Source organism: Bradyrhizobium zhanjiangense (genome assembly GCF_004114935.1).
Lineage (GTDB): Bacteria > Pseudomonadota > Alphaproteobacteria > Rhizobiales > Xanthobacteraceae > Bradyrhizobium > Bradyrhizobium zhanjiangense.
The window spans coordinates 7,186,244-7,211,372 of record NZ_CP022221.1 but is presented as its reverse complement, the minus strand read 5'-3'; the positions used below and the strand labels follow the sequence as shown (position 1 = coordinate 7,211,372).

Sequence of the window (25,129 nt, the reverse complement as noted above, 5' to 3'; positions counted from 1 at the left end):
AACGTGCCGGAAGCCCTCATCGCAGTGCAGCAAAGAATACGCCACTTCGTCGAGTTGCTGATCTCCGTAGCGCTGGTGACCGGCACCTACACCTCGGCCCCTCACCTCCACTTGCCATGAGCGAGCGGACCCACGTGTTCGTCCTTTGGACGGTGATCGACGAGATTCCTCAATTCGGTCCTGTTCCTACTGATCGGTCTCGAAACGCGGATCTTGCGTTTCGATCCGCGAACGCTCCTGCTTGCCGGCGGCGGTGCCGATCGTCCCCTTCGCGAGGTTCGTCTCGGTCAGCGTGCAGCCGATCCCGTTGCTGGACGCGCTGCTATCCTGGACCAACGCGCCGTTTCCTGGGCGGGCGCGCGTGGCGGCATCTCGGTGACGCTCGCGCTGTCTTTGCCGGCCAACCCGGCGAAGTCCCTGATCCTCGCTGCGACCTACGCCGTCGTCTTCTTCAGCATCATCGTTCAGCGCTCGACGCTGGGATTCGTGGCGAGACGCACCGTCGCCACCCAACGAAGTCGAAGGCTTAACAACGAGCCGCCAGGCAGCACCGAGCGGGTGCTTGCCGCCCGCTGCAGCGTTTTGGCGAGGCTCCGCGACGAGGGCCGGGCCCGTCCGCAATCCGCACCGCGCAGGACCTCAAGCCTGGGCGCTTTGTAGGGCAGTCGTCGGGTCGTCTCATGCGGCCCGGCCGATCACGGACGACGGCGAGAACGACGCCGAGGCGTCCGGGGAACGGAGCCGTAGTCGTCAGGTTGACTCCAGAACACAACATCCGGGAGGTCAACATGGCCATGGAAGATCGCGAGACCTTCAGTCTCATCGGAAGCGACAAGGTCGAGGGCACGAACGTGTACGGGGCCGATGGCGAAAAGGTCGGCTACATCGAGCGCGTCATGATCGATAAGATCAGCGGCAAGGTGTCATACGCAGTGCTCAGCTTCGGCGGCCTGCTCGGCATCGGCGACGATCACTATCCGCTGCCCTGGCAAGCGCTGAAATACGACACCAACCTCGGCGGATACGTCACTGGAATCACCCAGGACCAGCTCCGCGGCGCTCCCAAATACGCCGACGAGAGCAGTTGGAATTGGAGCGACCCGGCGACAACACGCTCGGTAAACGCCTACTACGGTGTGCCGGTGGCTTGAGGCGGCACGACGCTCGGGGCCAACGCACCCGTCCTCACGCGAGACGCCCGCGTCGATCGCCGAGAGGCTTGAAATTGAGTGATGTTGTTCGTGTCCTGATGGTGGAGGATGAAGCTCTGATCTGCAGCTTCATCGAAGACGCCTTGTCGGACGGCGGTTTCCAGGCCTGGCTGGGTTATGGCATCAGCGGATGGGAGCTGGAGCGGTAGATCAGGGAGATCACGCCCGACTTTCCGGTGGTCTACATGACGAGCGCCAGTGCTCCGGACTGGAAATCGCAGGTGTCGACGGCAGCCTCCTGATCGAGAAGACCTTTGCGCCGTCGCAATTGGCAGCCGCCGTCTCGCAGCTAGTCGATAGCGGGTCCGGCCCCGGTTGAACCGGATCGTTGGCAGGCTGCATTCCTACGGCGCGGATCATCGGATCGTCAGCGTGGCGGCGATGCCTTGGCCGTGCATGCGGCCGCGGCGCGAGCCGCCGCTACCGCCAGCCAATCCCGCAGCAGGCCTCTGTCCTCCTTCGAAAAGGACGCGCGCCGCTTGAGATCGTCCAGGGTGTCGTCGGGATGGCATCGCTCGTAATCCTCGCGTATCAGCGACTCGAGGTAGGTCCGGTCCCAGGCGCCGGCTGCATCGAGATGCTGGTGCGGGTCGGTCCTCATGGTTATCGTCTCGGTGCACACTGTCGAGAGCGGTCCCGATGCGGCACAACGGCAAGAGCGATTGTTGGTTCACGCATGTATCCGCCCGGATCGACGAGGACCGCCTCGAGACCGCCTCCGAGCGGGAACCTGCGCAAGTCCAGGCCGTTCGCAAGCACAGGGGCTCGCCTTGAAGGAGCCGTCGCGATGATCGAAACCGATACCCTTTTGGAAAAATGCCCGCGCTGTGGCGCCTGGCCCATGGCCGCGAACCTGCAACGGACGTCATCCGCGCAGTCGGTTGTCCGGTTCAGGTGTCCAAGCTGCCACGGTGACGAGGCGGGCCGGCTGCGGCGCCCATTCGTGCAGCACGACCCGCCGCGGAGTCTGGATGCGGCCTGATGAAGATCCGGTCCCATTCCGAAAGCCACATCGTCGAACTCGAAGACGGATCGCAATGGCAGGTGTTTCCAGGCGATCTGGATCTCACGCTCGCCTGGAAGCCCGAGACTGATCTGACGGTCGCCGCGGCGGACGATGACGTGGCCTCGCACGCGCCGGTCGGCGGCGGCGTGAAGGTCCGCGTCATACCGGCCGGCGAAAGCTGGCCGGTGCGCGAGGTCAAGGACGCGCTGAAGCAAGGTTGATCGCGGGAACCCGGTCCGATGTGATTGCGGTCTCGCACCTCGTTCTTGAGGCCGCCCTGTCCGTAGACTCACGGAATCCAAAACGCGCCGTCGACGGGCTATCTATCCCGCAGCACCGGGGCTGGCGTATTTCACGTGCTCATATTTTTGCCGGTGGGCCGCAGGCTGTCAGTCTGTGGCCATTTTGTATCCGGACCTTCGAAACGCGACCACCGGCCGCCGCCTGGATCATCAGGCGCTGCGGGCCGCGCCTACCGTATATCGGCCAGCCTCGCGCCCCCTGCGCCCATGGGTTTCTTCGCCGCCCGCAGCCTCCACGCTCCCAGGACGCAAGCAGGGGGTAGTCTGCGAAAGCTAAAATTGGCTGCTAAGATGCAATGCTCCCTCAGCGGATCGGTGCTACGCTGCGCCCCTGCTGGGGACAACAATGGCCATCTACCGAATACTTCAAAACTCGCCTCTTGGGCCTGAAGAGATCTCGCGGCTTTCGAAAGCCTACGAACAGGCGCTGCGCAGGATTGGCGTACAGGATCGGAACGACCCTCTCACCGAACTGATCGCCAAGAAGATCATCGAGATCGGTCAAACTGGCCTCAAGGACCCAGCTGAGATCTGCGGTCTGGCCGTGGAGGAATTGGGCCTGCCGAAAGGATGATTTCCGCGGGAAGTGGTGGTGCACCGAAGCGACGGATCCGACGGCGGGTGCAGGTTACGGCGAGCGCGTGAAAGGCTCGGCCACGAGTAGAGCAGCTAACCCGACGGCGTCCCTTTTTCCTCGCCGAGCTCCCTGATCGTGCGGACGATCTCCTCTGGATGGAAGGGCTTCTTCACGATGCGGCTGCCGGGGACGGGGCGTGGTGTGGCGGGCGAGAAGCCCGTCGCGTAGATGACCGGCAGGTCCGGATCCTGCTCTCGGCAGCGCTCCGCGATCTGCCACCCATCGACTTGCCCGGGCAGCTTGACGTCTGTCACCAGCACGTCCGCGACGTGGCGCTTGCACCAGGCCAGCGCCTCTTCACCGGTGCTCGCGTGGATCACATGATAGCCCGCCTCGCGCAGCGCTTCGACGACGAATTCGCGGATCAAAGGGTCGTCCTCGACGAGAAGTACGCTCACCGGCGGCTCATATGGGATAGTATTCGTTACACCCGTCGAACGGCCCAAGCGCGCGGTCGTTCCCGACGGGTGGTGCGGCCGAAGAGCATGACTGGAGGGCCTTCAAGGGGTCTCATGCCGAGGAAACTTAAGACCTACCAGACCTCGCTCGGGTTCTACGATCTTGCGATCGCGGCACCGTCGATGAAGGCGGCGCTGGAGGCCTGGGGCGCCGACAGCAACCTCTTTCACCAGGGCGTCGCGAAGGAGACCGACGACGCCGATGTGGTGGCCGCGACGATGGCGAAGCCCGGCGTCGTGCTCAGGCGCCCTGCGGGATCGAATGGCCGTTTCGCCGAGCATTTCGGCTTGCCGACCGATCTCGGCCGCGGCGAGGGCGCACGCAATGGTGAGCGAAGGCGGCCGAAGACGAAGAAGCGGGCTGCTCCAAAGATCAGCGACAAGGAGGCCCGCAAGGCTGCGCTGGAGTTCGAGAGGGAGCAGAGGCGGCGCGACGCCGAGCGCCGCAAGGAGGAGGCGGCCCGAGCGAAGGAGCGCGACCGGCGGGAGAAGGCGACAGCCAAAGTGCAGGCGGCCCTCGATAAGGCCAGGGGCGAGCATGAGGAAAGGACGGCCGCGATCGAAGCCGAGCGCGCGGCGTTGGACGAACGCACCGAGACCGAGGAGAGGCGCTGGACAAGCAGAGGGAGAAACTGAAAGACGCTCTGCGCCGCGCCCGAGAGTAGGCTCAGTATTAGGCTTCGCCGGAGCCGGAGAACAGCACGTTTGGCGGCGTGGCTCGTGGCGCCGGCGCCCGCCCGTAGCTCGAGCCGGTGCTCTTGAGATCGTACCGCTTGGCCAAATCGAGCAGCCGCCGCTTGGTGAATGGATCCGCCTTCTCCGCAAGATCGCGCGCCCGCTGCGCGAAGCCCCTGTAGAACTCTTCCACGACGCCACCCCGCAACATCACTGAAAATCGGATTTCAGTGCGGAGCGCGCTTCGCGTCAAGTGGTCGGACGCATCCAGAGCGCCGAGGGGCAACATGGGCCGGTCGCTTGAGGAGCGGCCGGACTGACGACATTCCGAATTCGCAGGAACAAACCGCCTGGCGTCGGAGTCGTTCGGGTGTGCTGAACATCGCGCTTTTGTGCACCGCCATGCGTTATGTGGCCTATGCAGTCGATCTATGCGGCGTCGTCCATGCGGTTATGAGCTGGAATGCGGCGCCGACGACGCAAGGTGCCGGGCCGCGAAACTCCTCGAAGCACATCCGGTCATAGAAGTTTGGAGCGGCGCTCGGTGCGTCGGGCGATTGACCGCCGATGCGCCCGGGGAAGGAGACCATGCGTCCGCGCCCGATCGACGGCGTAGCGCCTGACAAAACCGAGGACGACATTGCGCGCGAGCAGCTCGGCCCGCGCGGCGTTCCTGGCGCTCCCAATCCTGCCCGCATGGTGCCGAAAGTCGAGAAGAACACGCCTAAGCACATCGACCCCGGTCATACCGCTTGATGCGGCCGGGGCCGCCTTCCGCGATAACTGCTCGGTCATCGTCGAACCGCGTTGGTTCGCGCGCCTGGCGAATTTTCTTGAGCGGAACTAAGCTGGGTGCGGCGGGGAAATTGGATGTCGGTATCGCACCAGGTGTGGAAGTTGTGCCCGGTCTGCGGGAGGGCGATGAAGCTCGTCCCGGACCGGACGGCGCGCGGCGGCGACCGATACGTCTGTCCCGCCTGCGACGATGATCCGCTGCACGATCCCGCCGCCCGGACGTGGGTGGACAGTCCGTTGCGCCCGCCGGCGAAGTAGCGCCCGAAAGAGCGCCCGTCTCCCGTCCAACGTCCATGCCTAAGGGCGCGTGCAAGCCGCGGTGGGCCGTCCGTTGCCGGGACAGCGCTGGCGAGATCGGCGCCAGCCCACCAAATCCTCGGGAGGTGCTGCTGGGAACGTGAGGTGCGATGTCGACCGTCGCGAAGTTGCTGGCGCGGAAGGAACGGCTTCTGGCGCAGCTCGATAGTGATCCCGGGCCGAACGAGCGCGAGGAGATCGAAAGATTGCTCGCGCAGATCGAGACCGCGCTGAGCTTGCTCGCGCCGGAAGATGGCGCCGGCCAGAGCGACGTGTGATCCTCGTCGGTCACAGCGCGCTGGGATCGTTCGGCACCTCGCCGAACTTCCAGATGACCTTGGCGTCGCCGAAGTCGCCGCTCGACGGGTCTCCGGTCCGCGAAAACGCAATGGCGCCCGCGTGGCCGGGCTTTCTGGACAGCGCCTCGGCCCGCATCACCGCGGCATTGGCGCTCAGGCACTCCGTCGCCTCGCCGGCGGCCATGCCGTCGTCGGAGAAAACGAACGGTAGAGGGACATAGTAGGTCACATCAGCCATCTGCCTCATCCTTGCGTTCTCGCGCTCCTGGGAGCCGTCCACGGGCGTAGCCGGTCGACACCTTCGCTCTTCGAGCTGGATCTCCAGGAAGTCGTTGGCCACGATCAGGGCCTTGACCGCTTCCCTTGCGTCGCCTCCGCAGGCCGCGATCGCCTGGTCGGCGGCGGCCTCAAGATCGTCAGGGGCCGATGCGGTCTGCTCGGAAGTAGCGTTCATCCGATTACGTTCCTGTTTCGTTCAGAGGAGTCAAGAGACTCCCCCAATTCCCCATGGCGCAGTGGTCGACGTCGGATGAATCTCCGCGGATGGCAGGCCGCCTGTCGGAACTGCCGCCTGCCGTTCGTCTTGAATCCAGGCCGCTCCAACGGAGTTCTGCGTACATGGCCCCGCGTGCCAACTGGAAAGGCTTCCTGCGTCTGTCCCTAGTCACCTGTCCGGTGGCGCTCTACCCGGCCACCTCCGAGTCCGAGAAGATCTCGTTCAACCAGCTCAACCGGGCGACCGGTCACCGCATCAGATACCTCAAGGTCGACGCCGACACCGGCGAAGAGGTGCCCAACGAGGACATCGTCAAGGGCTACGCCTTGGAGAAGGATACCTTCATCGAGGTGACCAAGGAGGAGCTCGAGGAGGTCGCGCTGGAATCCACGCGCACCATCGAGATCGACGAGTTCGTCGACAAGTCCGACATCGACCCGCGCTATCTGATCCGCCCCTACTACCTGCGTCCCGACGGCAAGGTCGGCCACGACGCTTTCGCCGTGATCCGCGAGACCATTCGCGAGATGGGCAAGGTCGCGAACGGCCGCGTGGTGCTGACCAACCGCGAGCACATCATCGCGCTCGAGCCGCTCGACAAAGGGCTCGTCGGCACGCTGATCCGCTACCCCTACGAGGTGCGCAGTGAGCAGGAGTATTTCGAAGAGATCCAGGAGGTCAAAGTGACCAAGGACATGCTCGACCTCGCCAAGCACATCGTGAACCAGAAGGCGGCTCGGTTCGAGCCGGAGAAGTTCGAGGATCACTACGAGACCGCGCTGATCGACCTCATCAACCAGAAGCGCGCCGGCAAGCCGATCACGCCAAAGGAGAAGCCCGCTGCGAGAAACGTCGTCGACCTGATGGAGGCGCTGCGGCGGAGCGTGGGTCAGGAAGCCGCACCGGCGAAGGCGGCCAAGCCGACGAAGAAGCCGCGCAAGGCGGCGGCCGGCCAGAAGGAGATGCTGATGCCGATCGCCGGTAAGAGGCCTGCGAAGGAAGCGGCGGCGAAGAAGCCGGCGGCCAGGTCGCAGCGGAAGTCGGCTTAGGGCGTGTTGGAAGGCGCAGGATGCCGACCCCTGAGGTTAGGCAGAAATCTGCGTTTGACCGGAGCATTGCTGGTCCTGATCTCGAGCCGATAAGTCTGCGACAGTCGTTAGCGAGAGGTCTTCCGATGACCATCACCCTCAACCACACCATCGTCCCTGCCCGCGACAAGAAGGCAGCGGCGCAATTTTTTGCGCGCATTTTTGGCCTCCATCCCGATCCGAAAGACGGCCATTTCGCGCCGGTACGCATCAACGACACGCTCACGCTCCTTTTCGACGACGAGGAGGAGTTCGAGAGCCACCACTACGCCTTCCACGTCAGCGATGCCGAGTTCGATGCCATCCTCGGCCGCATTCGCGAGACGAAGCTCGCCTATGGCAGCGCACCGTGGAGCCTCGAGGACGGCAAGCTCAATGACTGGAACGGCGGCCGCGGCGTCTATTTTCGCGACCCTGATGGCCATGTGCTCGAACTCATGACCGTATCTCAGTGAACTGCAATCCGTCCGCTGGACCGATGACGTGATGATGGCGCTATTGTTCGTTGGCGGGTTATGAACGTACTTTGGATCGCGTTGCTGGCGCTGCTTGTTTTTCTGGAAAAGCTGGCCCCGTTCGGACGGTGGATCGCGCGTGCCGCCGGCTTTTCTTGCGTCGCCGCAGGTGCCGGGATGTTCTTCGCAGTGCTGACGCAGCGAAGTCTCGCGATGTCACTATAAGGGCCGCAGGGCCGATGGAGGTGCGAGATGTCGCGCACGCTCATCATCTTCGGACTTGTGCTGGTCGCCGCTGGGCTGCTTTGGCCTGTCCTTGGCAAGTTCGGGCTTGGCCGGCTACCCGGCGATATTTATGTCGAGCGGCCGAATTTTGCCTTCTACCTTCCGCTGACGACCTCGCTCGTCATCTCCGTGGTGCTAAGCGTGATCCTGTGGCTGGCGAACCGATAGGGCGCGTCCTCAATCGGGCGGGCACTCCGGACAGGTATCGCCGATCGAGTCCAGCACATCGCCGATCTCCGCAGTCGCTTCCTCCAAAGATGCGCCGAGCCGCGGATCCTGACGGACGATGTCGAAGGCCCGCTCGCGGGCGTGCGGGTCGCCACGATCCTGCATCCAGCCGTGCTCCTCGCATTCGCGGATGGCGCCGGCCTCCTGCAGCACGGAGATTGCCCAGCCGCGCAGCGTCCGGATCGCGGGCCGCCTTTCCTTCGTCATCAGCATCGCGTTCGCTCCTGCCAGGCCAAATCCGTCTGCCGCCAGCGTCGTTCCAGCGGTTAGCACAGGGCAGAGATTCGAAATCGCGAGGTCTCGTGCTTTTCCACGTGTTGTGCAACAGGCTGTTGCACAATGGATCGGGACCTACGCTGCCAGCGCGGGGTCTTCCTTCTCGCCCGACGCGACGATGTTGAGCGCCCCGTCCGGAAGCGGCCGCTGCAGCGCCTTTGCCTCGTCCCAGGGGGCGCGCATCCAGGCGTCGTACTCCTCCGTCGTCGTCAGGATCACCGGCATCGCCTTCGGATGGACGCGGCGGACCTCGGCGTTGGGCTCGCAGGTCAGGAAGCCGAAGACGTCGGCGGTGATCTCGCCTTCCTTCGCCTTTCGCACGCTGGTCCAGTTTGTCCAGATGCCGGCGAAAGCAGCGAGGGGGCGAGACTCATCGAGTGCGAACCACACCGGCACCTTCTTGCCGCCGATCGTGTCGTACTCCGAGAACGACCTAAGTGGCACAAGGCAGCGATTGTCCGGCCCTAGCCATCTCCAATGGCTGCTGCTGGTGTTCCGGATGTTCGTCGTCCCGCTGTCCGGCTCCATCCGAAGCAATTCCTTGAAGTCTACCGGCTTGCCCTTCGCTTCGAGTTTCTCGGCCCGCTTCTTCGCTGCATCCATCAGCGCCCTGGATGAGGACGGCATGCCCCACCGCGCCATGACGACCTCGCGCTCGTCGGCCGCGTTCCGAACGATCGGTGCCGGATAGTCCGGGAAGATGCCGGGCATCGACGCCAGATTGCCGACGTGGCTGTTCAGCGCGCCGAACAGCCTGCGGATCGCGTCGACGTTCTTGGTCATGCTGTAGGTTGCACATCTCAGGTTTCCGTAGCCTGGCGGGGGCGAGGTGTGAGTTGCAGGAGGGTAGCGGCCGGGCGGCGTCCTGCCTTAGCACACTTGCTGCAGCGAAGCCGCCCTGCTAGGTCGTGTACGGCAGTGGTTGGCGGATGGCGCAGCGCCGCCAAGTCGACGTCCCGTCGAGTCTTGCAGCGCGAGCATTCGATCTCGATGCATGAGTAGCCACTGTTCACGGCTTGGTCGATCGTGGGGGACGGATCGATCGGGCCTCCGTCGGCCCAGATCTTCTCGTTCCAAGACTCGCAGAGCAACTTGTCGGCCTCGCGGATCGGCGCCTCGCCTTCTGCCCGGCGCTCTTCGGAGCTTCGCGCCAAGACCGTCGTCATCGCTCGCGACTTCGACAGCTCTTTCGCGAGAGCCTTGCGGTCTCCTCCGGAGAGAGGCGTTGGATGATAGCGAGGAGCCATCTGTATAACCTAGCGTCAGACGGCGCCGGCGCAGCTACTCGAACGAAGGCCAGCAACCGTCTTCCTCATGGAGGCCGGTGCGCTCCGTGCAGGTGTTGTTCAATAGACGCTGGCCGACCTCTCGCCAGATTGCGTCTGCCCCGTAGAAGCGAGTGGCGTCTGCCTTCTGAATTTCCACGATCCGCTCGCAGCGGCTGCAGGTGACGCGCAGCACGTGACGGCTGATCTCAGACAGCTTGTGCGCCTGGATCGGCTTTTCGGCGCGAACGGCACCGCCGCGCGCGTCCCCGAGGAGCGATGCCCAGTACGCAGCCGGCAAGTCGTCGGCTGGACCGACGGCCGGCGTGGAAGGGGTTTTTTTGCCGACGGCAGGGGCATTGGTCAGCTTCTGGATCTGTTTCATGGTCGGAAAGCGCCAACTAGCGGGTCGGTTGGTCATGGCCAGAATAGAACATAACAAGAACAAAAGGTCGAGTCTGCTTCTCAGAAAAATGCTTCCGTCCGCCTGGCCGTCTGTCGGAACTGGTCGCGGTCGTTCGCCTTGAATCCGAGCCGCCTAAACCGGAGTTCTGCGTACCATGGCCCCGCGCGCCAACTGGAAAGGCTTTTTGAGGCTCTCCCCGGTCACCTGTCCGCAGGCTCTGACTGCTGCGGCCCAGCGCGCGATAGGGTGGTTCGACCGGACGCCGCGATGACCTTCACGATCGGCATCATCTCGGATACGCACGGCCTGCTTAGGCCGGAGGCTCTTCGCTTGCTGGCCCAAGTCGACCACATCATTCACGGCGGCGACATCGGCGATCCCGAGATCGTCACCGCGCTGCGGAGAATTGCCCCGTCACGGCGATCAGAGGGAACGTGGACACGGGCGAGTGGGCCACCGAATTTGCCGAAACCGAGTTCGTGCGGCTCGCGGGACGGCTGTTCTACGTTCTGCACGACCTCAACACCCTGCAGATCGATCCCGGAGCCGAGGATATCGATGTCATTGTTTCCGGCCACTCCCACGTGCCGAAGATCAACACCGTAGACGGCTTGCTCTACGTGAATCCCGGCAGTGCCGGGCGCCGGCGCTTCCAGCTGCCGATCACGCTTGCGAGCCTCGAAGTCACGCCCGTCGGACTGAAACCGATCATCCACGATCTTGAAGTCGGATAGGCCGCGCCGCGCACGTCCGGGCAGGCGAAGCTTTCGGCGCCATCTTGGCCGCCAAGCTATAAGCCGCATCCATGGGCAGCGTCAGATGGGCAGATCGAGCTGAGGTTCGACATCGTCGTTCCCCAGCGCTTGCAACGAGGACAGTGACACGCCCAGCAGGCGCACCGACTTCGGGAAGGGCATATCGGTCTGCAGCAGGGCGATCGCCAAGCTCTCCAAGTCGTCCCGGCTCGACACGACCGTCGCGACCGACCGGCTCCGCGTGATGATCTCGAAATCGAAGAACTTGACTTTGAGCGTCACGGTCCGTCCCCGGTTGCCGGTGCTCTCGCAGTGGCGCCAGACTTTGTCGATCAGTGGCCGGAGTTCGGCGGCCATCCAACCGTGCTCCTCGCATTCGCGGATGGCGCCGGCGTCGCTCAGCGCCAAAATGGCCCAGCCACCCAGGGTCCGTATTGCCGGTCATCTCTCCTTCGTCATCAGCATAGAGATCACTCCTGCCGGGACGAATCCTTCCGCCCCTTCGCTCGTTCCGGGCGACTAGCACGGAGCAGGGATTCGCAATCGGCAGGGCTTCGGCTTGTCCACCTGTTCCGTCGTCCAGAACGCTAGGCGACCGGGCGGTCGTTGTTCTCCCAGTCGCCACGATCCGCAAAGTGCTGTCCTTAGCCGACGCTATAGTGCTTGCAGCGGACTGCCCTCTTCGTCGATAGCGTTTCCACTTCTATCGGGTGGGCTTAGTCTCATAAAATGCTCGAGATGGGTCTTGTTGAACTCGTGCTGATTCATAATCGGACATTTCCCTTCAAATTATCGACGGCTGCCAAGCATCACCATCGCTATCGATGAATAGGGCCTCCGTGAGTGCATCTGACTTGTTGAATGGGGAGGGGTAAGATGTCTACGGAAACGCATCCTTACAATTCAGAGCCCATGCCTGCTAATGTTCGATTGCTAATTGTCGGGACTGCACCACCATCCAGATTCTCGAAACCCCAATGCGAAGGGTTTGGGGCACACAAACTCGACTTCAACTTCTTCTATGGCTCTGGGCATAACAACATGTGGTTTTGGCTAAACCAAATTGCCGGAGAACAGGGGAGGGCGCTAGCCTCGCGCCCAGGCGATCACTATACCAGATGAAGCCAGCTTCATCGCCAACGCGCGCCGGGATTTCGACTTTGACTGGGCGCAGGGCCGGGCCGGGTTGGATGAGTACCGCGAGGCTTACAAGCCTTTCCTGCCGACTGTCTCGTCGTTCTCAGGCACGCGTCCGCCAGAGAGTAACCGCAAGCAGTACATAGGCAGCGCAGGTCCATAGCGACTGCCAGTTGGCCGGCCCTTCGTTGAACCCTATGTAGATCGCTGACACAATAAGCACGCCGACAAATATCGATTCCGCCACAGGGCGGATACCTTTCCTAGCCGGATCGAGCAGCGTCACAGCCGCAAAAGGCACCGTCGCCATCGTGAGAGGCGCGAAAGGAAAATCAATAAAGCGCGGATCAAAAACCAAGCCGAGTGCTGTGGCCGTGCCGATCACCGCGGTTGCGATCCGGACTAACCCGCTCCCGGTCGCGAGCACCGATTGGGTCCGGTGCTCCGAGGGACCCAGCAATTCCAGGAAACTGGGTGATACGCGGCCCGACATCAGGGCGTTGGCGCCAAACACCGGCGAGGCAACGGCCGCCGCCAGAAACGAGCCCCACAGAAGCCAGCCACCTGCTCCGTAACTTTCATAGAACATCTTTTGGGCGGCAACCCCAAACAGGATTCCGGCCGTGGTTGCCGATATTGCTACTGCAAACCATGGGGCCGCTCCGGGCTCCCTGCCCTTGCGCCGCAAAGTCAGCCATGCCACGCCGAACACCAGGACTGACAGTGCCATTCCGCTGCACATCTGCAGTTTCCACAGCGGAAAATTGCTGATGGGGACCCCGGGAGGATATTTCAGCGTGCGCTGCACGGAATCGAACAGGCCCCAGTACCCACCGATCGTGCCCTCGATTTCCCGTTTCCACGATTCATCATAGGCCTCGAACACGTTGACGCGGAAATTCTCGCGTCGGGCGAGGTCGAGGATCTCCGAGACCACGCGGGCCTGATTGACGCGCGACGGCAACGCCGACTCGCGCATCCGCCCCTCACTTGGCCAACCTATTTCTCCGATAAAAATTTCTTTACCCGGAAAAGCCGATGCAATCTGCCGGCGGATCGTGTCAACGTGCGCGGCGGCAAGCTCCGCCGGGACCGGAACATTTTCCCAATATGGCAGGATATGAATCGTAACGAAATCGACAACGTCGTAAAGTTCGCGATTGCTCAGCCAGAATTCCCAGACATCAGCATAGGTAACGGGGACAGAGACCTGCGCCTTCACCGAGCGGATCGTAGCGGCGAGGTCAGAAACTGTTATGTCATGACGCAACAAGGTCTCGCTGCCGACCACAAGCGCAATGATGGTTCCCGGATGTTTTTTGGCGAGACGCACCCCCGTGGATATCTGCGTCAAATTCTTCTGCCGATCCTTATCAAGAAAAATGCCCTGAATGACCTTCAATCCCGCCTTGGCCGCAAGCTCGGGGATTTGATCAAGCCCAAGATCGTTCGCATAGGTACGGATGCAGTCGGATATCTTCGCAAGCTCGGCGAGATCTTCTGCAATCTGTTCCCGCGATACCCGCGTCGCCGACGAAAGCGACGTCTGATGGTTGCGGAAGGGAGCGTATGATATGCACTGAACTTTGTCGTTCGGATCGATCGGTGCGCGTACCAGGTCGACCGGGATCCCCAGCCACCACCAGACTGCGGCGATGGCGCCTAAGGATATCAGCAAAAGCGTTAGCGGTGTGCGGTGAGAAACCAGTGTCCTGCCGGCAGAAGTTGTATGCTGGGCCCCGTCAACGCGCGAGTTCGGCTCGTCGATGACCTTTCTTGTTTGTCGATGATGGATCGCGCGATCACACGTAGCATGTGTTGTCTCGCTCGCTGGCGGGCTCATCCCATCACGCATCAAGAGCGCCCCTGTGATTGCGACTGCAGAGAAAGCAAGAGGATCAATAGATTGAGCTTGTTCGGCGCTCCCGGATCGGCTCACAATTTTCGCGAGATTGCTGCAAGCTCATTGATCCAGATCAGCCTCCAGTCCTCGCCAAGAATGACACGATCGTGAGCTGCCCGGAAGCACCATGCGTCCATCCTGCCTCGAGGCAGCTTGCGACGTAGTCCCGGGCCGCAGCGAAGATCGCCACGACGCGCGCGCCTTGCACGAGCATTCCGGTCGTGAGAAAGTCGAGGCAAGCCGTCGCTCCGGAGGCCCGTCGGACGCCTGCGGACCGCCCGAACATTCTGTGGACCCTCAAGCCGCGCGACCATGCACTTTCAAACTGAAAAAACCGTACTGCGCTGCCTTGCCGCGGCAACGTTGGTGATTTCTTTGATCGTCGGATGGGCGTTTGAACTACGCGCCGAAGCCCGAACGCCGGCTGTAGGAACTCTTTCACCCGCGGCCCTGAAGCGAATTGACGACACCATCCGCAATGAGATCGCGACCGGTAAGATTCCCGGAGCCATTCTGCTGATCCAACAGCACGGCAAGCCGGTCCATTTCGAATGTTTCGGCGTGCGGGACCCCGACACGGGGCTACCGATGACTCCCGACGCAATTTTCCAGATCTATTCCATGTCGAAGGCGGTTACGTCGGTTGCGGCGATGATGCTGGTGGACGAGGGCAAGCTCGCTCTCGATGATCCCGTGTCGAAATACATTCATTCCTTTGCGAAGACCAAAGTCGGTGTCGATGTTTCCGATGAGGCCGGAGAGTATCCGCTCAAGCTCGAGCCGTTGAAGCGCCCGATTACGATCAGGGACCTATTGCGGCACACGTCGGGCATCACCTACGGCTTCCTCGGTCGTACCCAGGTGCAGAAACTCTATGCAAATCCTCTATTGTACGCCGGGGATTTCGATAACGCCGATTTTGCCGACCGAATCGCAGTGCTGCCGCTTGACGATCAACCCGGAACACACTGGAACTACAGTCATTCAACCGACGTGCTCGGCCGGGTCGTCGAGGTAGTCTCGGCGCAAACGCTGTACGAGTTCGAAAAGCAGAGGTTGTTCGATCCGCTCGGCATGTCCGATACCGCGTATTACATTTTGGATAGCGCAAAATTTCCGCTGATTGCGAAGGGATTTCCTGTTGATCGATCCCGGGTCGCCGGAATCAGGGATCCTACATTGCCGCGGCGCTGGGAGTCCGGCGGAGCGGGCTTGGCCTCCACGACAAGGGACTACGCCCGCTTCCTACAAATGCTGCTCAATGGAGGTGAACTGGATGGCAAGCGATACCTCAAGCGTGAGACCGTCGCGCTGATGACGTCGGATCAGATTGGGCCGGAGACCGGTATCATTCATGATCTCTTCTATTTTCCCGGACCCACTAGTGGCTTCGGTCTTGGCTTTGCCGTCCGCACCTCGTCACCTCCTGGTACGAGCTGGCCACTCGGCGAATACCGTTGGGACGGCGCCGGCGGCAGCTTCTATTTCGTCGACCCCGTGGACTACATGCTTGGAGTCTTCATGGTGATGTCGCCCACACAGGGCGGACGGATCCAGCTGAACTTGAAAACGATGATCTACGAAGCGATGGGAAAGGGCCTGCGCAAGGATTGACGGGCAGCCAGCAAGATCGATGCCATTTTTGATGCAGTGGACGGCTGCTCCATCGACAAGTGAGTGCCTTGACCGCTTAGCGCTTCGTTTTTGCGTCACGGCAAGCGACGACGGTCCCGGCACCGGCTGCTGAATTGGCCGCTAAAGCGCCGCTACGGGCCGGAAGCAACCTGTCTGTCGCTACGTTCGCCAACTATCGGAGGTCCTATATTGAATCGCTGACTGATCCGCAGGGTTTGAAGTTCTTGACCAGGTGTCCGTGCAAACACACATCATGTTTCTGGGCGAAGGCGAGCACGCCAATGATCATAAAACCCAGCAGGACAAGTCCGGCTACGATATTCTTCGTCATGGCTACTTGAATCCATCCCCACGCAATTGATCTGATACAACCCTAGAGCACGTGGCCTGCGCCCGGAATCCTTCGCAACGCTTCAGTCGCGCCCCAGCTCAGGAAGACAGTGAGCACGAATGCGGTCAGGCCCTTGGCAATCGCCGGGACGTCGAAGTCGAACATCCAATATACGAGCCAAAGCACAATCGGGTAGTGCACCAAAAACATGCCGAAGGCGGCAGGCTGCAAGGTATCGAGGCTGCTCCAGCCTGATTGCTTGAATCCCAGGAAATAGGCCAGGATCGTAAACATGATAGCCACGCTGAAGGCCGCGAAGAACAGTCCATAGATGGCTTCATACCAGTGGGGCAGCGGGGTCGGATTTCCCAGAATTTCGCGCTTGATGTAGATCAGCACCCACATGAGGCAATAGGGAACGAGCGCCGGAATCGTCCAGGCCAGGCTGTGCTTTCCGAGCTGGCCATCGGGAGCCAGCAATCCGCGGTGCAGGTACCTGGCGCCGATGCCCGCGCCAAAAAAGAAGTAGGTCGCATACAGCAGTACACGTCCGTGCTGGACCGAGAATGGACCGAACTCGAACCAGGAGTATGGTCCAAAGTGAACTCGCCCCGGGATGTAGAGCACGGTCGTGACGGCAAGCATGACTGCGAAGAATCGCGCCGACTGGTCATGGCCGCGCAGCGACAGGCGATTGATCGGGTCGAGAAGTGTCGGCGAGAGCTTGTAAAGCAGGCTTGCGATGACGTCGAAGGCAACCAACACACAGAGGAACCAGATCGGACCGCTCGGCCAAGGTCCTTCGGTGATGGTTTTCCACCAGAAGTCGGCGAAGCCGACGTCTGGATGCTGACGCAGTTCAATCGCGTAGTAGGCCAACGGGATGATCGTGAAGGCACCAATCACGAAGGGCAAGCCGAGCCGGATCAGGCGATCGCGCAGATAGTCGAGCGGTCCCTTGCGAGCGAGTCCAGGACACACAAACAGGCCCGAGAGAAAGAAGAACATCGCCATGAAGAAGCTGTCTGTGGCGAGCACGATGATGTCAAAACCGATCCACGACTTCGGATCGGTATGCCCGAAATAGGTATATGGAATGACAGCGTGATGCAGCAGTACCACCAGCGTGAGGAAGGTGCGGCAGCGATCGAGCGCGGCGTTGCGCACCTTTGCTTCTTGGGGCGCCTGAGCATCCGCAGGCACTGGCGTCCGCGCGATCGATGTCATCGTGCACCTCGCCTCGTTTTGTGAGTTCACGTCTCCCGCCGAGAGCAATAAGTATATATCCCGCCGCATATAATTACGAAGCATATTGATATCGGGCGCGCTCTTTTGCCTCTCCCAACGGCCGCCTGAAAGTTCGGTCACTGCGTGCGCGAGGTCATCGCACGGTTTGACGACTACTACGCCTCATTCACAGGGTGCGCATCGGCGAGATAATGCCTGAGGAAGCTGAAGCCAAAGCCCAACGCCAAGGGATCGGCGCACCTGCGACTAAGCGCCAATCCTCCACAAATGATCACTTGCAAGAGGCATACGCACTCATCAAACGGATCTCGAGTTCTCTAGTTACGTATTCGCCCGTGCAGCTGAACTGTCTGAAAGAACAGAACCGCCGGCCGGTGAGTTATTTCCGAACTTCGAGCAGAATCTGAGCGCGGCACATCCTCGTTTGCGCGCTGGTGGAACAGTTACGTTTGAAAGTGCAAAGACCAACCCACAGGACTTTGACAAGAGGGCCTACTTTGAGGCTGGTATCGTTGCCAATGCAAAATGCTTCAACTCGAACATGCGAACACGCCTGTCTCAGGATATTTTCAAGGGCGCGCTTGCGCCGCAGAAGGACCTTCATCTGTGGTGCATGGAGATACGAAACAGCCATATCGCTCACGCCGATCTGAGGCTGGAGCGGTCCTATGCCGGCATCAATCTCGTGGAAGACACATCATTCGGCAAGCGCCCGCGCGGCCTCCTGGCTGCTATGCTGGCGAGACGGAACGTTCCCAACACTCAAACGCTGACGGAAGTGTCGCGCCATTGTGAGCTGATTATCGAGCACGATCTAAGTCCGCAGTTGGACAAGACCGCGAGAGAAATCCGCGAGCAGATGTTGAGACTGCCCAAAGAGCAGTTCGACACGCTTCCTGACTAGATCTTAGAAGACCCGGCAACCGAATTTCCGAGCGATGCGCGATGGCCTCAGAAGAGCCGAGCCGAGAGATGCCGTCGAGGTCAGGCGGGAGAGGCAGCTTACCTTGAGGCCCATCCGAGACCCAGGCCAAGGCCTTTACGTCACGATAGAGGCCCAACTCAGTAGTTCATCTAAATAAACCATCTCCTCGCGCGTGATGCGATTCAACGCCTCTGGCAGGAGATTAGCCATAATCTGCCATTCGGGCTCGCCCTCGAGACAGAGATTACCTTCCGCCGCCGCTTTTGCGCGCTTGATATGTTCGCCAACCTTGCCGCTCAAGAGGCCGTTTTGATTACAATGCTGAGAAGGAATTCGATCAAGAGAGCATAGCGCTGTATCTCCTCCACGCTATTCAAGAGCGTGTTGAGCATGGCGCGGATATTGTCATGCCGCGTTGCATAGTTTCGGAAGTGCCCGTTAGCGACCGAGATCACGGTAAAGACGATGGCGATCAAGCGGACGACGGCGATCTCTTCTGCTTCGCCGGGACCGTACGAGGAGATGACGCCAAAGCGATGGCTTAAGGCCGCGATCGCATCTCTTACAGCCGGCTTCGAGATAAGGAAGGGCTTGCCCTCGAAACGTCAGCGCGTCGATTCGAATCAGTTTCGGCGGCTTGTACCCGTCCTCAACGTCCTTCAAATAGCACTTCAGGACGATCGTCTTTTGTTCGTAGGGTGCCTGGATCGCTTCGTGATCCAAGACAAACGCATTGCCGCGGTGCCGGCGGATTACCTCCTTGATCTTCGCACGGATCGCCAACGCGACGTCTCGAGCTAACGGAATGCGCTGCAGATTTTCCGTGACGTCCAGATAGGCTTCGTCCAGCGACAACGATTCGATGATCGGGGTGTCCTCCGCGAAGATCTCGCGGATCCGCTGGGAGACCGCCTTGTAGACCTCGAAACGGGTTTCACGAAGATCAGGTCAGGGCACCGCCGCTTGGCTGTCACGGATGGCATGGCAGATCGGACACCGAATTTGCGGGCTTCGTAGCTCGCGGCAGCCACGACGCCCGCTCGCGGGATCCACCGACCGCCACCGGCTTGCGCGGAGATCCGGATTGTCACGTTGTTCGACGGATGCATAGAAGGCGTCCATGTCGACGTGGATGATCTTGCGTTGGCGGGCCGACGGCTCTGCCTGGTCGTCGTCCTCGTCGGTCACGTTGTCTGCCCGGCCTGGTCTTCCTTGACGCCGCGGCCGACGATCCTGAGCGATCCGTCCGGAAGCGGCCGCTGCAGGTTCAGCGCTTCGTCCGGAGGAGCCGTCATCCAGATCTCGACTTCTTCCGGTATTGTCAGGATGACCGGCATCGCCTTGGGGTGGATAGCGCCGACCTCGGCGTTCGCCTCCGTCGTGAGGAACGCGTAGAGGTCGTTGGTCGTCTCACCTTCCTTGACCTTCCGGACGGACGTCCAGTTGGTCCAGATGCCGGCGAAGCAGGCGAGGGGACGGGTCTCATTGAGTGCGAACCAAACATCGCCGCCCTCGGCCTTGTTGAATTCGCTGAAGGAGTTGAACGGTACCAAGCAGCGATTCTCGGTCCCCAACATCGTGTCCAGTGCTTGCTCTTCACCTTGCGGATGGTTGTCGTGCCGCCGTCCGGCTCCATCCGCAGCAATTCCTTGAAATCCACTTACTTGCCCTTAGCCTGCAGCTTTTCGGCGCGTTTCTTGGTGGCGTCCATCAACGCCTTTGATGACGACGGCATTCCCCACCGCGCCGTGGCGAGCTCGCGACCCTCGGCTCCGTTGCGCACGATCGGTGCCTTGTAGTCCGGAAATACGCCGGGCATCGGCGCCAGATTGCCGACGTAGCGGTTCACGACGCGGAACAGCGCGCTTATGGCGGCTTGATTGGTCGTGATCGAATAAAGATTGCACATCGGTCAGGATTCGGTTCGAGGGTGGCGCGGCTGCCACGTCAACTGTAGCAGAGTCGCGGATGGACGCCGGCCCGCCTTGGCGCATTTGCGACAGCGCAGCCGGCTGGCGAGATCGTGCACAAAGGTGGTCGGCGGGTGCTTCATCGCCGCGAGGTCGACGTCGCTCGGCGTCTTGCAGCGCGCGCACCTGATCTCCAGCCAGGGGAAGCCCCCGTTCACGGCCTGATCGATGGTCGGCGACGGATCGATCGGTTCGCCATCACTCCACAGCCGTTCGTTCCAGCTTTCGCAAAGCAGGCCCGTGATAATGTGCTTCATTGAGGTATGGGTTCGGGTCGAGATGGCTATCTACTTGCATCTGCAAACCCACGGCATGGCACCTAGAGAGGTTGCCTGTATTACCAAAGCATACGAGCAAACGTTGCATGCCCTCTGCGTCAAGGATCGCGACGACCCTCTGACGGAAATGATTGCAAAAACGATCATCAAGATCGCGCAGACCGGCAACAAAGACGCGTCGAACATTTCCGCTCTGGCAATCAAGGAACTCGAAAGGCGCTAACGCATTCCGCGCTCGAGCCCGCGTGGGAACTGAAACATTTCCGAACGTCCGAGAGTTTTGTTCTGGGCTTTGGGGCTTCGCAACTACGCGAGGCGCGCTATGACCACTTTACCGGCGGGCGACGCAGTTCTCACTGTCGCCATCATGGGGCACCACCTTCTTAATTGAAGTTGCTTTTTTCGCCTGGATCGGGGTGTTCCGAATGCCGCTGCTCCCGAACTGAGGCCGCCTGAAGGCGTGTCAGCGATCCTGATCAGGCTGGCGTTGGGGCTGCCGTCACCGCCGCCATTGCCATAGCCGTATTGCCGCGAGGGCCATGCACTAAGCCACCGCCGGACTGGGCGATGGCCATGCTGGCGAGGGACGTGGACCGCAACGCTGCGATGGTGGGAGGCGTCACGCGGTCCCGGCGGACCTTCGCCTTTCCGCATTGACGCCAGTGTCGCAGGAATATCAACTCGGCGCCATGAAGGAAATGCAAGCCCAACTAGACCTGCTCCGAGCGCAAATCGCTGAATGCGAGCGACTTCAGATTGTTGCAAAAAATCAGATTAAGCGCGACTTATATGCGAGACTGCTCGTGCGCTATCGGGCCATCGCTAGTGAGCTGGAGCATGCGATAGCAAATCTACCCTCGCTTTTCGACACCCTCCTACGCCGCAAGATCAAAAGCCGCTTCGCAAAAGAGAGGAGTAATACCCACCGCACGACCGGATAAATCGCCTCAGGTTTGGGCGAAAGAACAAAGTGCCCCGCCCTTAACTTTGAATTGAGGGATGGGCCAATGCTGGCCTAGTAAACGCACCGTCGGACCCAGTAGCCACTGCTCACCCGTATCCATTGGCATGGGCTCGGCGGGGGCTCTTTGATGATCGGCCATCCATGAATATCGATGTTTATTGGCGCGGTGATGCCGCGCCAAAAGACAGCATTCGCTTCGGAGGAATGGAAGACTAAAGCTCCGGCGAAGCAGGTAGCGGCTACACAGCACAGCAGGAAACGGCTCATTGGTCTGATCCCGGTGAGACGTTGAACCCTTGCCGATGCTACGCGAGCCGCCGGGTTTTATCCACACCCACGACGCTCCTGAAGTAGCGTCGGATCGACAGCCGGCCGAAGAGTGGACAGGCGTCACACCTCAGCCGCAGGGCCGCCCCATGAAGAACGTCGCGCAAACGATCGGCATCGCAGTGACGACTGCCATCCTAGTTGCCGTGAAGCCGTGCATTCCAAGACGAGGAAGGCGAAGAGCGGCGATCTAAATCCCAATACCACACGGCTGCGAAAAGCGGCCGGTCACGGACGGCCGTTGCCGCGACGCGACCCGCGCCAAGGCTCGTTGCGCCAATCTAGACCGCCGGGACGTCCTTGGCGGCAGGGGCGTACACGCTGGTTCTGCGACCGCCCCGAGGCAAGTGCGCTGCAGCATGATTATATTCGGTCGCTTGCTCTAATCTAATCCGGCGGATATCTTCGCCTCCCTTTGTAGAGTAGGGGTGTTTTCCAATGAGTGGTTTTCAGGCCAAGCTGGAACGTTTCGAAAGTCTCGCAGCCGAATGCGATCTGATTGCGAAAAAGTCTGATGGCAGTAATCGAGAGTTGTATCTCCGGGCCGGGCGGCACTATCGGGACTTGGCAAACGAGGTCCGCGCACTGATTGCATCGTTTGACATCGCTGCGTAGGTTTTTCCGAGAGCCGCGCTACCGCGCGCCCTGAACCACATCAGATCGCGTCCAAGGTTTTCGGCGAGCGTCTAACGGACGCGCTTGACGAAGGCCACATCGAAATTATCCGAGAATAGGAACACCGTTCACCGCTGCCAGGTTCTTCCTCGTCATAGGCTAGGCATTGCGGAGTACTCTTCCATGGCTACCCAGATCGTGATGGACGGCACCGGCGACAGCAGACATTTTTTTGACCAAACTGATCCCGTTGGGCTGGCAAAGGCTGAGCGCCGCTTTGGCAAGCTGACCGGCCAAGGATATACAGCCGCCAGCCGAATGCCGTCCGGCCATTTCAACCTCGTACGGACGTTTGATCCGACCGCTGACGAGACGCTGTTTTATCCGCGCCTCGTCGGCGGGTAGCCTCCATATGGCACAAAATGTTTTGGTCAGACGCAGAGGCGCTGCCAGTAACCCGCATTTGCGCGCGCTGCGCGCGCTCTACCGGAGCTTCAACGAGCAAAACACTCCGGAAGCACGTGGGCGGCGTCTTCTCCGCGAATGGTCTCTCCCGATCAACGTGCGCAGTTTGATGCCGAGAGTTATTTCGAAGTCACTGGCTCTCACAGCGGCCGACGATATCGAATTCACTATGGTACCGTGAGTAATGTTGTGCAGGTCGACGAAGCCGGACAGCCGGGTGGTGTTTCGTTCCCGAAAGAGCTTTGGCGGCAGGCGATGTCATGCTCGCGCAGAAGATCGCGTTCGAAACAGACGAAATGTCAGTGCTTGCGCTAGCCAATAGGATCTTGCCGAAACAATCTCGATTGCATCGCGTGGTGCGCCGGGCCTACTAGGCGTGCTCATGGGCGAGGCCGCCGACGAACGCGGCGGCCCCTCGCCACGAAGGCATCAGTGCGCGAAACGAGGACGCTCTTCGCGACTGCGTCTAGGATTGGCGGTTAGCGTTACTTGGATGGCTTAGTGGGAACCGGCCGCTTCGCTGCTGGTTTTCGCGAGGTGATCGCCTCTACCTTCTTCAGCGTCTGTGCAAGCTCAGATCGGAGATACTGTTCGTGTTTCGGGTCTGTAGGCTCCGAAAGGAATGCAATCTTCACCAAGAAGCGGTTCAGCAGCGATGCTATTGCAAGATTGTCCGAGTGCTGCGAGCGCAGTGCCGTGAGTTGCCGACGCATCTCGATAAGATCCACTTTTGCGTAGTGTGACCGCTGCTTCAGGATGATGGCCTGCAATCAAACGAGCCGCCGCGTCGAATATAATGGCGCGACGGCTTCGCCCATGGGGGCCCGGACAAAGGGCAATGTCCGGCCACGGCTTCGGTGCAATCAACCTCTGGAATTAAGCTTGATGTCGCGACCGCGGGTTAATTCTGGAACAGCAGGGTGCTAAAGCTCCCGCTCCATTGCCGGATGGCTGCGGTTCTTCACTTTGATCCAGTGCTTCTGACGCCGCCGCGGTACGGCCGATCGCGATGCTTGGAGACGAGCCCCTCCAAGCTCATTCGGCGTGCGGCGCGGAATGAATCAGGCCGATTTCGCCGCGGTCAAACGGCGCAACGGTGATGCCCTCCCACCGGCGCCCAGCAGCCGCTCCAGATTGGTCTTGCGCAGATGCAGCGGCAGGTCGCGGAGGTGCGTCGCCGTCCATCGCTAGGAGGTCGAAGAGCTGCACCTCCTGATCGTGCTTGCGCGAGTGTAGTGCATTAAAATCGGAAATGCCGTCGACACCTAGGACGACAGCTTCGCCGTCGAGCACGAATGTTTCTGGCGGACCTTGTGCGCGGCTTCTACGATGATAACGGCTCGCCCAATTGAGCCGCGTGGTGCAGGGAAACAATGACTGCGGCAATGGAAGGCGACCGAGACGGTCGCAAGTACGACCACCGGTGGAGTGGGTGGGGCAGGACGCTACCGCCGGGCTCGTTATATTTAGTGATTGAACTTGTGTAACCTAATTTAATTTAGTTAAATCGCTCCGGTGATTTAATTTGCGCCCAAAGAAACCATCAGGGTCAACCTAGGTTCCGCTTTCTTGCGATGAAATCGGTGTGGTGACTGAGCTCAATCGCCCGAACGTCGCCATAGGGAGGGTTCTGCCATGAGTGGCCTCCATCATACCCAGACTTTCCCGGAAGCTCCGCGATGAGCCGATCTCTTCAAATCAGCCAATTTGACCGGGGCGGGCGATTCATGCCGTGGAGCGCATGCTGCTGCCGTTGTTCTTCGGTGCCGTTTAGAAACTTTGGCTTCTCAGCTCGCCGAGCTGGACGCTCTTCGCGAACGAGTGCATCAGGCTGAGCAGAGGATCGAAACGAGAAACGCCGAACGAAATGCGGCGCTACCAGTCTCTGAAGATGCGCGCGCGTTGGCGCCTGCGCGACTAGTCTCGGATTGAGGCGCGCGGATACACAAGCGAACTTCGCGCTGCCCGAAGCTCGGAGCAAGATGTGCTCAGGTCGGTGATCAAGTTTACGGTAGTGGCAACCTTGCTGATGTCCCTGATTACTCCTCCCGTAATCACCCAGGCGTTTGGCCACGGGAGCGGTGGCGGTGGTGGCGGGGGTGGTGGCGGCGGTGGCGCTGGTGGTGGGGGAGCTGGCGGTGGTGGCGCTGGTGGTGGGGGAGCTGGCGGTGGTGGCGCCGGTGGTGCGGGAGCTGGCGGTGGTGGCGCGGGAGCTGGTAGCGGCAGTGGCGGTGGTGCAGCGGGAGCTGGTACCGGTGGCGGTGCTGCCAACGGCGGTTCGGCTGCCAGCGGTGGCGCCGATGCCGGTGCGGGAGCTCCCAGCGCTGGTGCCGGTGGGGGGTATGGTGGGGGCGATCCCTATGTCGGTGCATACGGCTTGCCTTACCCGAACCGACT

30 protein-coding genes and 8 pseudogenes are annotated in these 25,129 nt (G+C 60.9%); 20 read left to right on the top strand and 18 right to left on the bottom strand.

The genetic code is table 11. The annotated features are described in order from the left end of the window. Positions 1-186: 186 nt before the first annotated feature. Complete coding sequence (locus XH85_RS45985) at positions 187-336, bottom strand: hypothetical protein (RefSeq protein ID WP_208758073.1); 150 nt, start codon at positions 334-336, stop codon at positions 187-189. Positions 337-375: 39 nt separating this feature from the next. On the opposite strand from XH85_RS45985, the gene XH85_RS45980 reads away from it, so the two are divergent. The 3 genes from XH85_RS45980 to XH85_RS47500 all read left to right on the top strand — a co-directional run bounded on the left by XH85_RS45980 (position 376) and on the right by XH85_RS47500 (position 1,360). Continuing rightward, complete coding sequence (locus XH85_RS45980; RefSeq protein WP_208758072.1) at positions 376-660, top strand: hypothetical protein; 285 nt, start codon at positions 376-378, stop codon at positions 658-660. A 128-nt stretch (positions 661-788) separates the two neighbouring features. Then, a complete protein-coding gene (locus XH85_RS34650) occupies positions 789-1,151 on the top strand; it encodes a PRC-barrel domain-containing protein (protein ID WP_128935467.1) in 363 nt (120 codons plus the stop codon). A 74-nt stretch (positions 1,152-1,225) separates the two neighbouring features. Further along, on the top strand, positions 1,226-1,360 hold the full coding sequence (locus tag XH85_RS47500) for a hypothetical protein (RefSeq protein WP_276484903.1): 135 nt from the start codon (positions 1,226-1,228) through the stop codon (positions 1,358-1,360). Positions 1,361-1,578: 218 nt separating this feature from the next. Here XH85_RS47500 and XH85_RS34640 read toward each other — a convergent pair whose 3' ends face one another. After that, a complete protein-coding gene (locus XH85_RS34640) occupies positions 1,579-1,812 on the bottom strand; it encodes a hypothetical protein (protein ID WP_128935466.1) in 234 nt (77 codons plus the stop codon). A gap of 380 nt (positions 1,813-2,192) precedes the next feature. Between XH85_RS34640 and XH85_RS34635 the strand changes: the two genes are divergently transcribed. After that, positions 2,193-2,438 (top strand): hypothetical protein, encoded by a 246-nt coding sequence (locus XH85_RS34635; protein WP_128935465.1) that lies wholly within the window; start codon positions 2,193-2,195, stop codon positions 2,436-2,438. 427 nt (positions 2,439-2,865) lie between these two features. Further along, complete coding sequence (locus tag XH85_RS34630) at positions 2,866-3,093, top strand: hypothetical protein (RefSeq protein WP_128935464.1); 228 nt, start codon at positions 2,866-2,868, stop codon at positions 3,091-3,093. Positions 3,094-3,188: 95 nt separating this feature from the next. Here the strand turns inward: XH85_RS34630 and XH85_RS34625 are convergent, their stop codons facing one another. Continuing rightward, positions 3,189-3,554, bottom strand: a complete 366-nt coding sequence (locus XH85_RS34625; RefSeq protein WP_128935463.1) for a response regulator transcription factor — start codon at positions 3,552-3,554, stop codon at positions 3,189-3,191. Positions 3,555-3,668: 114 nt separating this feature from the next. Between XH85_RS34625 and XH85_RS34620 the strand changes: the two are divergent. Continuing rightward, a pseudogene (locus XH85_RS34620) lies at positions 3,669-4,279 on the top strand (cell envelope biogenesis protein TolA). An 8-nt stretch (positions 4,280-4,287) separates the two neighbouring features. Here XH85_RS34620 and XH85_RS34615 read toward each other — a convergent pair. Next, entirely contained in the window at positions 4,288-4,500 is a 213-nt protein-coding gene (locus XH85_RS34615) for a hypothetical protein (RefSeq protein WP_208758071.1), read from the bottom strand. Positions 4,501-4,877: 377 nt separating this feature from the next. Between XH85_RS34615 and XH85_RS45520 the strand changes: the two genes are divergently transcribed. Beyond that, positions 4,878-5,045 (top strand): hypothetical protein, encoded by a 168-nt coding sequence (locus tag XH85_RS45520; protein WP_164940875.1) that lies wholly within the window; start codon positions 4,878-4,880, stop codon positions 5,043-5,045. 446 nt (positions 5,046-5,491) lie between these two features. Beyond that, entirely contained in the window at positions 5,492-5,659 is a 168-nt protein-coding gene (locus tag XH85_RS45515; RefSeq protein WP_164940635.1) for a hypothetical protein, read from the top strand. A 10-nt stretch (positions 5,660-5,669) separates the two neighbouring features. Here XH85_RS45515 and XH85_RS34610 read toward each other — a convergent pair whose 3' ends face one another. After that, positions 5,670-5,918 (bottom strand): hypothetical protein, encoded by a 249-nt coding sequence (locus XH85_RS34610; RefSeq protein ID WP_128935462.1) that lies wholly within the window; start codon positions 5,916-5,918, stop codon positions 5,670-5,672. A gap of 380 nt (positions 5,919-6,298) precedes the next feature. On the opposite strand from XH85_RS34610, the gene ku reads away from it, so the two are divergent. The 4 genes from ku (at position 6,299) to XH85_RS34585 (ending at position 8,172) form a co-directional block, all read left to right on the top strand. Continuing rightward, the gene (gene ku, locus XH85_RS34600) at positions 6,299-7,225 is read left to right on the top strand and encodes a non-homologous end joining protein Ku (RefSeq protein ID WP_128935461.1); all 927 of its coding nucleotides are present in this window, start codon (positions 6,299-6,301) and stop codon (positions 7,223-7,225) included. 125 nt (positions 7,226-7,350) lie between these two features. Beyond that, entirely contained in the window at positions 7,351-7,719 is a 369-nt protein-coding gene (locus XH85_RS34595) for a VOC family protein (protein ID WP_128935460.1), read from the top strand. Positions 7,720-7,779: 60 nt separating this feature from the next. Continuing rightward, entirely contained in the window at positions 7,780-7,944 is a 165-nt protein-coding gene (locus XH85_RS48160) for a copper chaperone (protein ID WP_245473706.1), read from the top strand. A gap of 27 nt (positions 7,945-7,971) precedes the next feature. Next, positions 7,972-8,172, top strand: coding sequence for a DUF2905 domain-containing protein (locus tag XH85_RS34585; RefSeq protein ID WP_128935459.1), 201 nt, complete (start codon positions 7,972-7,974; stop codon positions 8,170-8,172). Positions 8,173-8,181: 9 nt separating this feature from the next. On the opposite strand, the gene XH85_RS34580 is transcribed toward XH85_RS34585, so the two are convergent. The 4 genes from XH85_RS34580 to XH85_RS34565 form a co-directional block, all read right to left on the bottom strand. Next, positions 8,182-8,445, bottom strand: a complete 264-nt coding sequence (locus XH85_RS34580; RefSeq protein WP_128935458.1) for a hypothetical protein — start codon at positions 8,443-8,445, stop codon at positions 8,182-8,184. Positions 8,446-8,583: 138 nt separating this feature from the next. Further along, the gene (locus XH85_RS34575) at positions 8,584-9,312 is read right to left on the bottom strand and encodes an SOS response-associated peptidase (protein WP_276486205.1); all 729 of its coding nucleotides are present in this window, start codon (positions 9,310-9,312) and stop codon (positions 8,584-8,586) included. Then, on the bottom strand, positions 9,309-9,755 hold the full coding sequence (locus tag XH85_RS47035) for a hypothetical protein (protein ID WP_128935456.1): 447 nt from the start codon (positions 9,753-9,755) through the stop codon (positions 9,309-9,311). The genes XH85_RS34575 and XH85_RS47035 overlap by 4 nt, the downstream gene beginning before the upstream one ends. Before the next feature lie 34 nt (positions 9,756-9,789). Beyond that, positions 9,790-10,158: a hypothetical protein gene (locus XH85_RS34565; protein WP_420837856.1), complete on the bottom strand. Its 369-nt coding sequence runs from the start codon at positions 10,156-10,158 to the stop codon at positions 9,790-9,792. A gap of 175 nt (positions 10,159-10,333) precedes the next feature. On the opposite strand from XH85_RS34565, the pseudogene XH85_RS48155 reads away from it, so the two are divergent. Continuing rightward, positions 10,334-10,420 (top strand): annotated as a pseudogene (locus XH85_RS48155) (non-homologous end joining protein Ku); the annotation flags it as partial. Positions 10,421-10,446: 26 nt separating this feature from the next. Next, positions 10,447-10,913: pseudogene (locus XH85_RS34560) on the top strand (metallophosphoesterase family protein). Between the two features lie 81 nt (positions 10,914-10,994). Here the strand turns inward: XH85_RS34560 and XH85_RS34555 are convergent. Then, positions 10,995-11,291, bottom strand: a pseudogene (locus XH85_RS34555) (DinB/UmuC family translesion DNA polymerase); the annotation flags it as partial. An 883-nt stretch (positions 11,292-12,174) separates the two neighbouring features. Continuing rightward, entirely contained in the window at positions 12,175-13,926 is a 1,752-nt protein-coding gene (locus XH85_RS34550; protein ID WP_245473832.1) for a glycoside hydrolase family 17 protein, read from the bottom strand. A gap of 360 nt (positions 13,927-14,286) precedes the next feature. Here XH85_RS34550 and XH85_RS34545 point away from each other — a divergent pair, with 360 nt between their 5' ends. Continuing rightward, positions 14,287-15,588, top strand: coding sequence for a serine hydrolase domain-containing protein (locus XH85_RS34545; RefSeq protein WP_128935454.1), 1,302 nt, complete (start codon positions 14,287-14,289; stop codon positions 15,586-15,588). A gap of 394 nt (positions 15,589-15,982) precedes the next feature. Here XH85_RS34545 and XH85_RS34540 read toward each other — a convergent pair whose 3' ends face one another. Continuing rightward, complete coding sequence (locus tag XH85_RS34540; protein ID WP_128937530.1) at positions 15,983-17,167, bottom strand: acyltransferase family protein; 1,185 nt, start codon at positions 17,165-17,167, stop codon at positions 15,983-15,985. Positions 17,168-17,612: 445 nt separating this feature from the next. Here XH85_RS34540 and XH85_RS34535 point away from each other — a divergent pair, with 445 nt between their 5' ends. Further along, on the top strand, positions 17,613-18,092 hold the full coding sequence (locus tag XH85_RS34535) for a hypothetical protein (protein WP_164940874.1): 480 nt from the start codon (positions 17,613-17,615) through the stop codon (positions 18,090-18,092). 135 nt (positions 18,093-18,227) lie between these two features. Here the strand turns inward: XH85_RS34535 and XH85_RS34530 are convergent, their stop codons facing one another. The 4 genes and pseudogenes from XH85_RS34530 to XH85_RS34515 all read right to left on the bottom strand — a co-directional run. Next, positions 18,228-18,413, bottom strand: coding sequence for a hypothetical protein (locus XH85_RS34530; protein WP_128935452.1), 186 nt, complete (start codon positions 18,411-18,413; stop codon positions 18,228-18,230). A gap of 459 nt (positions 18,414-18,872) precedes the next feature. Continuing rightward, positions 18,873-19,235, bottom strand: a pseudogene (locus XH85_RS34525) (Y-family DNA polymerase); the annotation flags it as partial. Positions 19,236-19,297: 62 nt separating this feature from the next. Continuing rightward, positions 19,298-20,022, bottom strand: a pseudogene (locus XH85_RS34520) (SOS response-associated peptidase). Positions 20,023-20,025: 3 nt separating this feature from the next. Beyond that, positions 20,026-20,319: pseudogene (locus XH85_RS34515) on the bottom strand (hypothetical protein); the annotation flags it as partial. 43 nt (positions 20,320-20,362) lie between these two features. On the opposite strand from XH85_RS34515, the gene XH85_RS34510 reads away from it, so the two are divergent. The 4 genes and pseudogenes from XH85_RS34510 to XH85_RS47030 all read left to right on the top strand — a co-directional run bounded on the left by XH85_RS34510 (position 20,363) and on the right by XH85_RS47030 (position 23,106). Then, positions 20,363-20,584, top strand: coding sequence for a hypothetical protein (locus XH85_RS34510; protein WP_128935451.1), 222 nt, complete (start codon positions 20,363-20,365; stop codon positions 20,582-20,584). A 1,506-nt stretch (positions 20,585-22,090) separates the two neighbouring features. Continuing rightward, positions 22,091-22,267, top strand: coding sequence for a hypothetical protein (locus XH85_RS45510; RefSeq protein ID WP_164940873.1), 177 nt, complete (start codon positions 22,091-22,093; stop codon positions 22,265-22,267). A gap of 183 nt (positions 22,268-22,450) precedes the next feature. Further along, positions 22,451-22,672, top strand: a complete 222-nt coding sequence (locus XH85_RS34495) for a hypothetical protein (protein WP_128935449.1) — start codon at positions 22,451-22,453, stop codon at positions 22,670-22,672. A 7-nt stretch (positions 22,673-22,679) separates the two neighbouring features. Continuing rightward, positions 22,680-23,106, top strand: a pseudogene (locus XH85_RS47030) (hypothetical protein). A gap of 111 nt (positions 23,107-23,217) precedes the next feature. Here the strand turns inward: XH85_RS47030 and XH85_RS34485 are convergent. Both XH85_RS34485 and XH85_RS34480 read right to left on the bottom strand, forming a co-directional pair. Then, positions 23,218-23,502, bottom strand: a complete 285-nt coding sequence (locus tag XH85_RS34485; RefSeq protein WP_245473831.1) for a hypothetical protein — start codon at positions 23,500-23,502, stop codon at positions 23,218-23,220. Between the two features lie 265 nt (positions 23,503-23,767). After that, positions 23,768-24,025 (bottom strand): hypothetical protein, encoded by a 258-nt coding sequence (locus XH85_RS34480; protein WP_245473830.1) that lies wholly within the window; start codon positions 24,023-24,025, stop codon positions 23,768-23,770. Positions 24,026-25,129: the final 1,104 nt, after the last annotated feature.

Coding starts and splice junctions, on each gene's coding strand:
- XH85_RS34650 (WP_128935467.1), top strand. CDS start 789: ATGGCCATGGAAGATCGCGAGACCTTCAGTCTCATCGGAAGCGACAAG.
- XH85_RS34640 (WP_128935466.1), bottom strand. CDS start 1,812: ATGAGGACCGACCCGCACCAGCATCTCGATGCAGCCGGCGCCTGGGAC.
- XH85_RS34495 (WP_128935449.1), top strand. CDS start 22,451: ATGGCTACCCAGATCGTGATGGACGGCACCGGCGACAGCAGACATTTT.
- XH85_RS48160 (WP_245473706.1), top strand. CDS start 7,780: ATGAACGTACTTTGGATCGCGTTGCTGGCGCTGCTTGTTTTTCTGGAA.
- XH85_RS34580 (WP_128935458.1), bottom strand. CDS start 8,445: ATGCTGATGACGAAGGAAAGGCGGCCCGCGATCCGGACGCTGCGCGGC.
- XH85_RS45520 (WP_164940875.1), top strand. CDS start 4,878: ATGCGTCCGCGCCCGATCGACGGCGTAGCGCCTGACAAAACCGAGGAC.
- XH85_RS34585 (WP_128935459.1), top strand. CDS start 7,972: ATGTCGCGCACGCTCATCATCTTCGGACTTGTGCTGGTCGCCGCTGGG.
- XH85_RS34565 (WP_420837856.1), bottom strand. CDS start 10,158: ATGAAACAGATCCAGAAGCTGACCAATGCCCCTGCCGTCGGCAAAAAA.
- XH85_RS34635 (WP_128935465.1), top strand. CDS start 2,193: ATGAAGATCCGGTCCCATTCCGAAAGCCACATCGTCGAACTCGAAGAC.
- XH85_RS34595 (WP_128935460.1), top strand. CDS start 7,351: ATGACCATCACCCTCAACCACACCATCGTCCCTGCCCGCGACAAGAAG.
- XH85_RS34630 (WP_128935464.1), top strand. CDS start 2,866: ATGGCCATCTACCGAATACTTCAAAACTCGCCTCTTGGGCCTGAAGAG.
- XH85_RS45510 (WP_164940873.1), top strand. CDS start 22,091: ATGAGTGGTTTTCAGGCCAAGCTGGAACGTTTCGAAAGTCTCGCAGCC.
- XH85_RS47035 (WP_128935456.1), bottom strand. CDS start 9,755: ATGGCTCCTCGCTATCATCCAACGCCTCTCTCCGGAGGAGACCGCAAG.
- XH85_RS34545 (WP_128935454.1), top strand. CDS start 14,287: ATGCACTTTCAAACTGAAAAAACCGTACTGCGCTGCCTTGCCGCGGCA.
- XH85_RS34550 (WP_245473832.1), bottom strand. CDS start 13,926: ATGCGTGATGGGATGAGCCCGCCAGCGAGCGAGACAACACATGCTACG.
- XH85_RS45515 (WP_164940635.1), top strand. CDS start 5,492: ATGTCGACCGTCGCGAAGTTGCTGGCGCGGAAGGAACGGCTTCTGGCG.
- ku (WP_128935461.1), top strand. CDS start 6,299: ATGGCCCCGCGTGCCAACTGGAAAGGCTTCCTGCGTCTGTCCCTAGTC.
- XH85_RS34610 (WP_128935462.1), bottom strand. CDS start 5,918: ATGGCTGATGTGACCTACTATGTCCCTCTACCGTTCGTTTTCTCCGAC.
- XH85_RS34510 (WP_128935451.1), top strand. CDS start 20,363: ATGGCTATCTACTTGCATCTGCAAACCCACGGCATGGCACCTAGAGAG.
- XH85_RS34615 (WP_208758071.1), bottom strand. CDS start 4,500: ATGTTGCGGGGTGGCGTCGTGGAAGAGTTCTACAGGGGCTTCGCGCAG.
- XH85_RS34540 (WP_128937530.1), bottom strand. CDS start 17,167: ATGACATCGATCGCGCGGACGCCAGTGCCTGCGGATGCTCAGGCGCCC.